Genomic DNA, 11,741 nt, shown 5'->3' with positions numbered 1-11,741 from the left:
CCGGCGCCAGCACGAACACCACCCGGTCCACCTGACGCGGGACGATGTCCTCCTTCAACGCCAGTTTCAGGGCGTCGGCCAAGCCCTGGAGCAGGCCGAGCGGTCCCGCCCGGTTGGGCCCGACCCGCAGCTGCATCCGGCCGATGACGCGTCGCTCGACCCACATGGCCAGCAGGACGGTCAGCATGAGGAAGACGAAGATGGCCAGGACCTTGCCGCCGATCAGCCACCACGGGTCGCGGCCGAAGTCCTTCAGCGTCGGGTCGGCCTGGGCCGGTGCGATGGTGAGAACAGGCAGGCTCGCCCCCATGAAGTGCTCCACTCGAGAATGCACGGCGGACCGCCGCGCTCGTTGGAAACGTCAGCGGAGCAGTAGATCAGTGTCCGGTTTCGTATCGCCTACACGGCGCCTAAAGCACCTCCGGGCGCCTTGGTAATTTGGTCGCCGATGGACGACGACGCCCTGGAATTCCGCCTGCTCGGGCCGCTGGAGGTCGTCCGCGGCGGGCGGGAGGTCCCGCTGCCCTCGGGCCGTCAGCGGACCCTGCTGGCATGCCTGCTGCTGTCCGCCGGCCGGCCCGTGCCGGTCAGCACGCTGGTCGACCGGCTCTGGGACGCCGCGCCGCCGCGCGACGCACGCGGAACGCTGCAGGTCCATCTGGTGCGCCTGCGCCGTGCCCTGGCGGACGTCGAAGTCGTCCGCACCCGGCCCGGCGGCTACCTCGTTGACACCGTCCCCGACGACCTGCGGCGACTCGGCACACTCGAAGCCCGGGCGGACCGCGCGCGCAAGGACGGCGACCTGGACGGCGCCCTGCGATCGCTGCGCGCGGCCACGTCCCTGTGGCGAGGGCCGATCCTGTCGAACGTGGCGTCCTCGTCGTTGCACGCGGAGGAGACCCCCCGGCTCACCGAGCGGTGCCTGAAGGCGGTCGAGCGGCGCTACGAGGTGGAGCTGGCGCTCGGCCACCACGAGGCGGCCATCGCCGAGTTGCGGACGCTGGCCGCCGCGCACCCGCTGCGGGAAGCGCTGCACGGCCTGCTCATGCGGGCGCTGTACCGGGCGGGACGGCAGGCCGAGGCGCTGGAGGCCTACGACCGTGCCGCCGCCGCGCTGACCGAGGATTTCGGCCTCGATCCCGGCGACGGCCTGAAGGGGCTGCGCCAGGCGATCCTGACCCGTACCGAGGACGAGCACAGCGCCGTCCTCGCACCGGGAGCGGCGGTCCTCGCCCGCGAGACCCCGGTGCCGTGGCGGGCGCTGTGCCAGCTCCCCTCCCCCGCCGGCGACTTCACCGGCCGGGCCGAGGCGCTCGCCGAGGTCGAGCTGCTGCTGTGGCCCGGCGGGTTCGCGGTGCCGATCGTGACGGTGTCCGGGTCCGCCGGGGTGGGCAAGACCGCCCTGGCCGTCCGCGCGGCGCACCGGCTGCGCGAGCGGTTCCCCGATGCCCAGCTGTACGCGCGGCTCGGCGTCCGCGACCCCGCCGAGATCGCCGGGGACCTCCTGCGCGCACTGGGCGTTCCGCCGGAGGCCGTGCCGGACGGGGCGCAAGCGCGCGGCGCTGCGCTGCGGGCGCGGCTCACCGGCAGGCGGGTCCTGCTCGTCCTGGACGACGCGACCGCCGCGGCGCAGGTCGAGGCGCTGCTGCCGGGCACCGGGACGTGCGCGGTCCTGGTGACCTCCCGGCGCATGCTCGCCGAGCTGCCGGGCAATCGCGTCCTGCGCCTCGCTCCGCTAACCCCGGACGATGCGGACGCCTTCCTGCGCCGGATGGTCGGCGCCGGGAGGGTGGCCGCCGAGCCCGCGGCCGCGCACGAGATCACCGCCGCTTGCGGGCGGCTGCCGCTGGCCCTGCGGATCGCCGGCGCCCGGCTGGCCACCCGGCCGTCCCTCGGGCTGGCCGCGTTCGCGCGCCGCCTGCGGATCCGGGAACGCCGTCTCGACGAGCTGTCGCTGGGCGGCCTGGAGGTCCGGGCGGGGCTGCGGGCGGGCTACGACGCTCTGGACGACCGGGCCGCCGCCGCTTTCCGCGGGCTGGGCCTCGTCGGGCGCGCCGACGTGACCGCCTGGCTGCTGGCATCGCTGGCCGGGCGCGACCAGGACCGGGAGCTGGAGACGCTGGTCGGCTCCGGCCTGCTGGAGCCCGCCGGAACCGGTCCGGCCGGGGAGCCCCGCTACCGGCTGCACGACCTCACCGCCGATTTCGCCGCCGAGGTCGCCGGACCGCCGGGCCGTCCGGGCAACCGGGCCGCGCTGGGCAGGCTCGTCGACGCCCTGACCGCCCTGGCGGGCCACGCGCGGGAGGCCACGGCGCGTTCCTCCAACGACCTGCCCGCCGAGGAGCCCGCCGGCGTCGCACCGGTCACGGCCGGTGACCTCCCGCCCGGGTTCGGCGATGGCGGCTCCGGGGCCTCCTCCGTCGCCCGCGCACCGATCACCTGGCTGGCCGCGCACCGCTCGCTGATCGGCGATGTGGTCGTCCAGGCGTGCGCGGCCGGGTCGTACGAGCGGGCGGCCAGGCTGGTCGACCTCGTGGTGCCGCTGCTGCACCGGCAGGTCGACGCGGCGGCGCTGCGGCGGCTGCGCGAGACCGTGCGGGACGCCGCACGCGACGCGGGGCACGAACGGATCAGGTGGCGCGAGGAATACGGGCTGGCCGTCCTCGCCCTCTACACCGGGCCGCCCGGCGAGACGATCGAGGCCGCACGCGCCTGCGCCGCGGCCTTCGAACGGTTCGCCATGCACCGCGAGATGGCGTACGCCTTCGGCCTGCTCACCTTCGTCGGCGTCCGCGCGAACGGGGGCGACGGCGGGCCCGCCGGGCCGTCCGCCCTGACGGAGTTTTCCGCGCTGGCGGAGCGGGCCGTGCCGCTGGCGCGCCGGTCCGGCGATCCGCTCGCCGAGGTGGTGGCGCTCACCGCCAAGGTCGACGCCCTTGCCGCCGCGGAGCGTTTCGCGGAGGCGCTGGCCGTGGCGCGTGCCGCGCTCCGCCTGGCGCGGACGCTGGGCGAGCCCCATTTCGAGGCGACCGCGCTCAGCCGGGTCACGCACTGCGAACTGGAGCTCGGCGACGCGGTGGCGGCGGCGCGGGCGTGCGGGGAGGCGCTGCGGCTGCTCGACGGCGTCCAGGACCGCCGCAGCGCGGCCTGGCTGCTCCGGGAGTCGGCCCGCATCACCCTGGTCCAGGGCCGCCGCGAGGAGGCGGCCGAACTGGCCGAACGCGCCGTCGCGCACTTCCGGGACCTCGGCGACCGGTACGGCCAAGCCGAGGCCGCGGCGACGCTGGCCGGCATCCGGCTCACGGCGCCGGCACCGTGACGGATGCCGCCGCTCACCACATCCGCGCCTGCTTGAGGGCGGTCAGCGCCTGCCCCGGATGCATGGTCTCCAGCAGGCGGTACACGTGGGCGACGATCTGCACGTGCCCGGCCTCGGCTTCGGCCCGGGAACGGTAGCGGCCGATCAGCGCGCCGCTGTTCTCGGCGGTGACCATGGTCTCCCACAGGATCGGCGGCTGGCCCTGCTGGAAGCGAGGGTCCTGCTGGTGCTGCTCGGGCGAGGGCTGGTAGACCGGGATGACGGTGAAGGAGGTCACCACCAGGATCATCATGGGCCCGGACGGGATCACGTCCTCGGCGACCACGCGCCGCGGCCAGTCGCCCAGCAGCCGGCCGGCATCCTCGGCGGCGATCGCCTGCCCGTCGGGGCCGTACCACGGTTCGTTCATCCGCCCTCATCTGCCTTGAGCCCAGGCCCCCAGGCCGTGTTACGCGGGTCATACCACTGCCTCAGCCCGCGTCTTCGAGCACCGCCCAGACCGCCTTGCCGCCCGTGGCCAGCGGGGCCCAGCCCCAGGCCCGGCTGAGGCCGTCCACGATGTGCAGCCCGCGGCCGCCTTCGGCCAGCAGCCGGTCGCAGACGTCCGCGGGGTCGACGGCGTCGACCAGGCCGGCGGCCGCGACCGCGCGGCGCACCGGGGCGCGGTGGCTGGGATCGGTCACCACGATCGCCAGCCGCTCGAGGTGGCCGATGAGGATCACGCGCAGGGCGGCGCCGGACGGCGACGCGTGTGTGATCGCGTTCGTCAGCAGTTCGGAGATGATCGTGGTGGCGTCCCAGACCATCCCGGGCAGCCCCCGGTAGCCGAGGCACCTGCGGGTGAGTTCGCGGGCGGGATGCAGCGAGCCCGGATCGGCGGCGACGTCGAGCCGGGAGATCCAGCCCTGCCCTGGAAACGGCTCCGGCCAGCACGCCGGTGCCGTGCCCGAAAGCCGCAGTTCGCCGATGCGCCAGCAGGCCGGCTGCGCGGCACGGTACGACTGGCCGGGCGGACGGACCGGGGCCGGCCCGTCCGGCAGGACCGGCCCGGCCGGTGTGCCGTAGACGCCGACCATTCAGCTCACCCCGCGGGTCGTCCCGGCGCACAGGGAGGGCCTGCGGCGACCGTGCGTCCCGCGGTGGTGCGATCTGCTCACACGGGTCCGGCCGCCGTCCGGCCCGCATGCGCCGTACGGCGGTTCCACGTGCATGGGCAACTCCTCACGAAACAGCGCGGGTGCCTGCTGTCAACACAATGGTGCTCGGATGCACGTGCATCCGCAAGAGCAGATGGGAATTCAATCGGATGCACGTCGATCGGCACGTGCGAGAGGTTATGATCACGTTACGACATTCGACTTGTAGTCGACTGAAACATGGCATATGCGCGGGCCGAAATTCGGGACGTGCCGTGCGGCACGGTCGCCGGAAGGGGTTGAGATGGCCTCACACATCCACAACGGCATGATCGCCTCCGCGCTACCGGAGGACGGCTGGCGCAAGAGCCGGTACAGCAACCCCGACGGGAGCTGCATGGAGGTGGCGATGCTGGACGGCGGCGACATCGCGGTCCGCAACTCCCGGTACCCCGACGGCCCGGCCCTCGTCTACACCCCCGCCGAAGTGCGGGCCTTCCTGCTCGGCGTCAAGGACGGCGAGTTCGACTACCTGATGGAGCGGCCGCCGGTCTGAGCACGGCTCACCGCGCCCGACCGCACGGCCACCGCCGAGGACACCGCGGAGGCCACCGCCGATTATCGGCCGCCGATACGTGTACAGCCGAGCCCAAGACGGCTTTACTGGACCTACCGCCAGGACGGATGCCCGGTTTCCGTCCTGCGGGCAGCGTCCGGGCGGGAACGCCCGCATGATCTCGCGGCGATCACCGGTGAGGCGGGGAGCTGGCATGAACGGATTGGCGGCGTCGAAGACCGAGCTCGGCGGCCCGATCGCACTGCGCATCCTGCTGGGCGCCCAGCTGCGCCGGCTGCGCGAGGCGGGCGGGGTCAGCCGCGGCGACGCGGCCCGCGCGATCCGCGCCACCGAATCCAAGATCAGCCGTCTGGAGCTGGGCCGCAGCGGCTTCAAGCAGCGCGATGTCGCCGACCTGCTGACGCTGTTCGGCATCTCGGCCGACCAGGACCGCGAGAGCCTGCTCTCGCTGGCCCGCCGCGCGAGCGCGCCCGGCTGGTGGCAGCAGTACGGCGAGGTCATCCCGGGCTGGCTGGAGCTCTACATCGGCCTGGAGGAGGCCGCCTCCGTCCTGCGCACCTACGAGGTGCAGTTCGTGCACGGGCTGCTGCAGACCGAGGATTACGCGCGCGCCGTCGTCGGCCTGCGCCACTCGCCCGACGACCCCGGGGAACAGGAGCGGATCGAGCGGCGGGTGGCGCTGCGGATGCGGCGGCAGCAGCTCCTGGAACGGGACGCGCCGCGGCTGTGGTCGGTGGTGGACGAGGCGGCGCTGCGCCGTCCCCTCGGCGGCCGCGCGGTGATGCGCGGCCAGCTGCGGCGGCTCATCGAGCTCACCGACCTGCCCAACCTCACGCTCCAGGTGGTGCCGTTCCGCGCCGGCGGCCACCCCGCCGCCGGGGGCGCCTTCACCATCCTGCGCTTCGCCCAGCCCGAGATCGCCGACCTGGTCTACATCGAGCAGATCAGCAGCGCGCTCTACCTCGACAAGCGGCCCGACGTCGAGTCCTACAGCGAGATCATGAACGAGCTGAGCCTGCTCGCCTCCCCGCGCGACACCACCCGCGACGTCCTGGCGGGCATCCTCGCCGACACCTGACCCTTCCCGGAACGGCCACCTCGCGAGTCTCGCGGTGCGGGTGTCGAAGTAGCGCTCTCACGTGCGCCGCCCCGTCCTCGCGCGCTCGGCCGCCGCGTCGTCGCGCACGGCGCCGACCGCGCTGACCAGTTCCTGGACGAGCCGCACCGCGCCGTCGACCGCGGCGGCGACCGGCCCGCTCAATCCCGTCCCCGCGGCGAACCGGGCGCCCTCGCACCCGACGATGCGGATCCACGCGGGCTCCGCGCCCAGCCGGGCGATCAGCGCGAGCACCCCCTCCGGGCCAGGTCCTGGGCGTCCGGCACCGGCGCCGCGTGCTCCGCCCAGGTCTCGGGCTCGATGATCGACAGGGTGCCGGGCGGATCCCCGAGCCGTACCGCGTCGATCAGGACCAGACCGTCGTAGCCGTCCAGCAGCTCGTGTGCCAGTTGGACGCCGCGGACGCCGAAGTCGGCGACCCGCACGCCGTCCGGCAACGGCGCGGCGCCCAGCCGACCGGCCACCTCGACGCCGAATCCGTCGTCACCGAGGAGGACGTTGCCCACACCCGCGACCAGCACCTTCACAGCAACCCCACCTCCCCGGGCGCCCCTCGGCCATCCCGCTCTCCCTCCGCCGTCATGGGATCGGCACCGTGCTCGCGGAGCACGGCGAAGACTGCAGATGGCGGTCGGGCACCTCGCGACCGCCCGTCCTGGGGCGCGGGGGCAGGTCGCGGAAGCGGCGCAGCACGCTGAGCGGCGGTTCCAGGGTCATCGGCCGCCTCCGGGCCCGGCGTCCTTCCCGGCCGCACCGGTCACGGCGCCTCCCCTTTCACGTGCAGGACGATCACGCAGGTGTCGTCCTGGGGGTCGGTGTCGAGCGCGGACAGCAGCGACCCGAGGTGGTGGTCGGGATCGGCGCCCGCGCACTGGCCCGCGACGTCCAGCAGCAGGCGGAACCGGTCGTCGCCCCGCTCGGCGTGCCGCTCGACCAGCCCGTCGGTGTAGAGGACCACGCTGTCCCCGGGCCGCAGCCGGGTGGTCGTCGACCGGTAGCCGGGGTCGGGCGTGACGCCCAGCGCCGCGCCGTGCGCGTTGGTGAGCTGCCGGGCGCCCTCGGGCCGCGCCAGGATCGGCGCCGGATGCCCGGCCCGCGCCCAGGTCAGCGTCAGCTCCGCCGGGTCGAAGTGGGCGACGATCGAGGTGGCGATCGCGTCCTCGTCGCGGCCGTCCAGGGCGACCAGGTTGAGGCATTTCAGGATCCGGGCCGGGTCCGCGCCGGTGTAGGCCATGCCCAGCAGCGCGTTGCGCAGCTGCGCCATCCGCGCCGCCGCCTGCAGGCCGTGCCCGCTGGCGTCGCCGATGGCGATCAGCACCCGGCCGTCGGGCAGCGCCGTCGCCTCGTACCAGTCGCCGCCGACCTGCGCGCTGTCCTCGGCCGGCTGGTAGCGGACGGCGACGCGCAGCCCCGGCAGGTCGGGGCACCAGGCGGGCAGCAGCTCGCGCTGCAGTTCCTCGGCGACCCGGCGGCGGTGCCGTTCCAGCTCGCCCCGGGAGGTCTTCAGCGCGGCCTCGATCCGGCGGCGGGCCGTGACGTCCTGCACCATCCCGCGCAGCGCGATCAGGTTGCCGAGGGCGTCGACGACCGGCTCGGCCGTGACGTTCACGTGCCGGGGCGTGCCCGCCGCACGGCGGGTGCGGAACTCGAAGGTGGCCGCCGCCCGCCGTTCGGAGATCGCCGCCACCGCGCGCACCACGGCGGGCAGGTCGTCCTCGCAGACGTGCGCCGCCATCCGCTCCATGGCCGGCGGCCCGTGCCGCGGGTCGAGGTCGAAGATGTCGTAGATCCGGCGGGACCATGCGATCTCGCCGGTGACCAGGTTCCACTCCGCCCAGCCCAGGTTCATCAGCCGCTCGGCGTCGCTCATCCGCGCCGCGCTCCGCGCCTGCTCGTCGTGGAACTGCCAGCTCACCAGCAAGCCGCCGCCCACCCGCTGGGCGCGCAGGCTGAGCACCGCCGGGTACAGCACGCCGCGGAACGGCTCCTCGTAGGTGAACGGCTCGCGGGCCAGCGGCACGCCGGTCTCCAGGACCCGCACGTAGGCGTCGAACATGCCGGACAGGGCCAGGCCGGGGAAGGCGTCCAGCAGCCGGCCGCCGGTGATCTGCTCGGGGGTGCGGCCCATCAGGCCGACGGCGTGCGCGTTGCAGCGGTCGATGTAGAACTCCGCGACCCGGCCGTCCCGGTCGCGGATGGGGAACAGCAGCGCCGCCGGGATCGGGATCGCGTCGAGCAGGGAGTCCAGCCACGGCCCGCTCAGGCCGTCGGCGGGCGCGCTGAGCGCGGCCAGGTCGCGCAGCCGCCGGCCGCCGCACACGGTGAGCGCCTCGGCGCGGGCGTGGCCGGGCTCGCCGGCGCGCGGCCCGACGCCGGGCCAGACGACGCTGACCAGGCAGGCCAGTCCGGCTCCGGGGGCGGTGCCCGGGTCGGGGGCGTCGACCGTGGAGGTCCAGGCGAGCATCCGGTCGCCGGTCTCGTCGTCGAGCCACAGCGGCTGGTCGGCGGGGCACATCCGGATCAGGGGGACGGCGTGCCGCAGCGGGGCGTGCGACCAGTCGTCGGACGGCTCGCCGCCCTCGCCCGCGACGCCGCTCACCCTGAGCACGCCCTCGCCGTCGAGCACGGCCAGCAGGATCGCGCCGGCGCCGAACGGCCGGAGCCTGCGGTGCAGGAGCCGGGCCAGTTCGCCCGGGGTGCGGGCGACGTTCAGCTCCTCGGAGTAGCGCAGGTAGTCGACGTCGTCGAGGTCGCACGCGGACATCGCCGACGCCGGGCGGGGGCCGGGCTCGGACGCGGGCCCGGAGCCGGTTTCGGGGACGGATTCGGAGCCGGGCGCGGGCGTGGGGCCGGGCGCCGGCGTGGGGCCGGGCGCCTCCGCCGCCCCGGCCCGGCCGCCGGTCATCTCCGCGAGCATCACGCTCACGTCGTCGGGCCGCCGAGTGGAGACGATGGGACGGCCGCCGGGCGTGTGCCCCGGCCGTGCCATCGCCCCGGCGGACGCCGCGTGACCGGTTCCGCCGGACGCGTGCGGCCCTTCCGTGTCCTCGGCGGACGACTCCGGGTCCTCGGACCGGTCGGAGCGGGTCAGGCCGCGCAGGTACTGCCGGGCCTCCTCCGGGCCGCAGCCCAGTCGGCTGACCAGGAAGCGCTCGGCCCGTGCGAGCAGCGCGGGCGACCCCGCCCACGGCCGCGCCCCCGAACCGCCCGCGCCCCCCTGCGCCATGCCGCCTCCGCCGGTCCCCGCCACAGGCCTCAGCCAAGGCCCCCTCTCGTCCGCCTAGTGTCTACCAGTAATCAAATGATCACGAAGCGGATTGGCGGAAATGCGTGCCGGGCCCCGGCCGCCGCCCGTCAGAGGGCGGCCGGGGCCCGGCGGCGTCAGGTCACGGCCTGGCGCCTTCGACGATCTTCTCGGCGACGCCGCGCGGGACCTCGCCGTAGGAGTCGAACTGCATCGAGTACGCGGCGCGGCCCGAGGTCGCGCTGCGCAGGTCGCCGACGTAGCCGAACATCTCCGCCAGCGGCACCAGCGCGTCCACGACCCGTGCGCCGGACCGCTCCCGCATCGCGCGCACCTGGCCGCGGCGCGTGTTGACGTCGCCGATGACCTCGCCCATGTACTCCTCCGGGGTGGTCACCTCCACCGCCATCACCGGTTCCAGCAGGACGGGCGACGCCTGCCGCACGGCCTCCTTGAACGCCATCGACCCGGCGATCCGGAACGCGAACTCCGAGGAGTCCTTGACGTGGAAGTCGCCGTCCAGCAGGGTGACGCGCACGCCGGTCAGCTCGTACCCGGCCAGCACGCCGCCCTGCATGGCCTCCTGGCAGCCGGCGTCCACGGAGGGGATGAAGTCCTTCGGGACGCGGCCGCCGGTGACCCGGTTGACGAACTCGTACGCGGGGCCGCCGTCCTCGATCGGCTCGACCGAGATCTGGACCTTCGCGTAGTGCCCGCTGCCGCCGGTCTGCTTGCGGTACAGGAAGTCGACCTTCTCGACCGCCCGCCGGATGGTCTCCCGGTAGGCGACCCGCGGACGGCCGACATTGGCCACGACGCCGAACTCCTCCTTCATCCTGTCGACGAGCACCTCCAGGTGGAGTTCGCCCATCCCGCCGAGGACGGTCTGGCCGGTCTCGGCGTCGGCGCGCACCTGGAACGAGGGGTCCTCCTCGGCCAGCCGCTGGATCGCGGTGCCGAGCCGCTCCTGGTCCGCCCTGGACCTGGGTTCGACGGCGACCTCGATGACCGGGGCCGGGAAGTCCATCGACTCCAGGACGACGGGCGCGGCGGCGTCGCACAGCGTCTCGCCGGTGGTGGTCCGCTTCAGGCCCATCACCGCGACGATGTCGCCGGCGCCCGCCGAGGCGATCTCCTCCCGCTTGTTGGCGTGCATCCGGTAGATCTTGCCGATCCGCTCCTTGCCGCCCTTGACGGGGTTCAGCACCGAGCGGCCCGCCTCCAGCCGGCCGGAGTAGATCCGGACGAAGGTGAGCCGGCCCAGATGCTGGTCGTTCATCATCTTGAACGCCAGCGCGGACAGCGGCTCGCCCTCGGAGGGCCGGCGGCGCACCGCCGTGCCCGTCCCGTCGGCGGCGAGCCCTTCGATGGCCTCGACGTCCAGCGGGGACGGCAGGTAGCGCACGACCGCGTCCAGCAGCGGCTGGACGCCCTTGTTCCGGAACGCCGTGCCGCACAGCACCGGGGTGATCGTGGCGCCGCCGGACGCGCCGGAGGCGAGCGTGCGACGGCGGATCGCGGCGTGCAGCCGTTCCGGTGAGGGCTCGGCGCCCTCCAGATACAGCTCCATGATCTCGTCGTCGCGCTCGGCCAGCGTGTCGATGAGCGTGCTCCGCCATCGTCGGGCTTCCGCGGCCAGGTCGACCGGTATGTCGACCACGTCATAGGCCTCGCCGAGCTCCGCCTCGGCGGACCAGACCAGCGCCCGCATGGCGACCAGGTCGACCACTCCGGTGAACCCGGCCTCGGCCCCGATCGGCAACTGGACGACCAGCGGGACCGCGCCCAGCCGGTCGCCGATCATGTCGACGCAGCGGTGGAAGTCGGCGCCCGCGCGGTCGAGCTTGTTGACGAAGCAGATCCGCGGCACGCCGTAGCGGTCGGCCTGGCGCCACACGGTCTCCGACTGCGGCTCGACCCCGGCGACGCCGTCGAACACCGTCACGGCGCCGTCGAGCACCCGCAGGCAGCGCTCCACCTCGACGGTGAAGTCGACGTGCCCGGGGGTGTCGATGATGTTGACGGTGTGATCGGCGCCGTCCAGCGGCCAATGGCAGGTCGTGGCCGCGGAGGTGATGGTGATGCCGCGGTCGCGTTCCTGTTTGAGGTAGTCCATCTGGGCGGCGCCGTCGTGCACCTCGCCGATGCGGTACGAGACGCCGGTGTAGAACAGGATCCGCTCGGTGGTCGTGGTCTTGCCGGCGTCGATGTGAGCCATGATCCCGATGTTGCGGACCCGGGCCAGGTCGAGCGTGGTGGTCACCATCGTGCTGTCCTTTCTCCGTGCTGGATCGATGGCTGCCGCCGGCAGTGGTCGACCGGCGCCGCTTGCGTGCGGCGCGCGATCG

Annotated in this window: 11 protein-coding genes; 3 read left to right on the top strand and 8 right to left on the bottom strand. The window is 74.3% G+C overall.

Annotation, left to right across the window (positions count from 1 at the left end):
* Positions 1-310 (bottom strand): NADH-quinone oxidoreductase subunit H (locus ABD340_RS47525; RefSeq protein WP_344598771.1); only part of this gene is annotated, 310 nt, incomplete at its 3' end.
* A gap of 138 nt (positions 311-448) precedes the next feature.
* Here ABD340_RS47525 and ABD340_RS47520 point away from each other — a divergent pair.
* Complete coding sequence (locus ABD340_RS47520) at positions 449-3,319, top strand: AfsR/SARP family transcriptional regulator (RefSeq protein ID WP_344598770.1); 2,871 nt, start codon at positions 449-451, stop codon at positions 3,317-3,319.
* 13 nt (positions 3,320-3,332) lie between these two features.
* Here the strand turns inward: ABD340_RS47520 and ABD340_RS47515 are convergent, their stop codons facing one another.
* Both ABD340_RS47515 and ABD340_RS47510 read right to left on the bottom strand, forming a co-directional pair.
* Positions 3,333-3,728 carry a hypothetical protein gene (locus ABD340_RS47515; RefSeq protein WP_344598769.1) on the bottom strand — a complete coding sequence of 132 codons (396 nt, stop codon included), beginning with the start codon at positions 3,726-3,728 and terminating at the stop codon, positions 3,333-3,335.
* Between the two features lie 61 nt (positions 3,729-3,789).
* Entirely contained in the window at positions 3,790-4,395 is a 606-nt protein-coding gene (locus ABD340_RS47510; RefSeq protein WP_344598768.1) for an ATP-binding protein, read from the bottom strand.
* 364 nt (positions 4,396-4,759) lie between these two features.
* On the opposite strand from ABD340_RS47510, the gene ABD340_RS47505 reads away from it, so the two are divergent.
* Both ABD340_RS47505 and ABD340_RS47500 read left to right on the top strand, forming a co-directional pair.
* Positions 4,760-5,011: a DUF397 domain-containing protein gene (locus ABD340_RS47505; protein ID WP_344598767.1), complete on the top strand. Its 252-nt coding sequence runs from the start codon at positions 4,760-4,762 to the stop codon at positions 5,009-5,011.
* A gap of 214 nt (positions 5,012-5,225) precedes the next feature.
* Positions 5,226-6,110 (top strand): helix-turn-helix domain-containing protein, encoded by an 885-nt coding sequence (locus tag ABD340_RS47500; protein ID WP_344598765.1) that lies wholly within the window; start codon positions 5,226-5,228, stop codon positions 6,108-6,110.
* A 57-nt stretch (positions 6,111-6,167) separates the two neighbouring features.
* Here the strand turns inward: ABD340_RS47500 and ABD340_RS47495 are convergent, their stop codons facing one another.
* From ABD340_RS47495 to fusA, 5 genes are all read right to left on the bottom strand, one after another.
* Positions 6,168-6,383: a hypothetical protein gene (locus ABD340_RS47495; protein ID WP_344598764.1), complete on the bottom strand. Its 216-nt coding sequence runs from the start codon at positions 6,381-6,383 to the stop codon at positions 6,168-6,170.
* Positions 6,371-6,676, bottom strand: coding sequence for a hydrogenase maturation protease (locus ABD340_RS47490; RefSeq protein WP_344598763.1), 306 nt, complete (start codon positions 6,674-6,676; stop codon positions 6,371-6,373). The genes ABD340_RS47495 and ABD340_RS47490 overlap by 13 nt, the downstream gene beginning before the upstream one ends.
* 52 nt (positions 6,677-6,728) lie before the next feature.
* Positions 6,729-6,866, bottom strand: coding sequence for a hypothetical protein (locus tag ABD340_RS47485; RefSeq protein WP_344598762.1), 138 nt, complete (start codon positions 6,864-6,866; stop codon positions 6,729-6,731).
* A 40-nt stretch (positions 6,867-6,906) separates the two neighbouring features.
* Positions 6,907-9,375 carry a SpoIIE family protein phosphatase gene (locus ABD340_RS47480; RefSeq protein WP_344598760.1) on the bottom strand — a complete coding sequence of 823 codons (2,469 nt, stop codon included), beginning with the start codon at positions 9,373-9,375 and terminating at the stop codon, positions 6,907-6,909.
* Positions 9,376-9,535: 160 nt separating this feature from the next.
* Positions 9,536-11,659, bottom strand: a complete 2,124-nt coding sequence (fusA, locus tag ABD340_RS47475; RefSeq protein ID WP_344598759.1) for an elongation factor G — start codon at positions 11,657-11,659, stop codon at positions 9,536-9,538.
* Positions 11,660-11,741 lie beyond the last annotated feature (82 nt).

The sequence above is a fragment of the Actinomadura vinacea genome, from assembly GCF_039532545.1.
Classification (GTDB): Bacteria; Actinomycetota; Actinomycetes; order Streptosporangiales; family Streptosporangiaceae; genus Spirillospora; species Spirillospora vinacea.
Note: the sequence above shows the minus strand (reverse complement) of the source record. Positions and strands in the feature narration are given on the sequence as shown.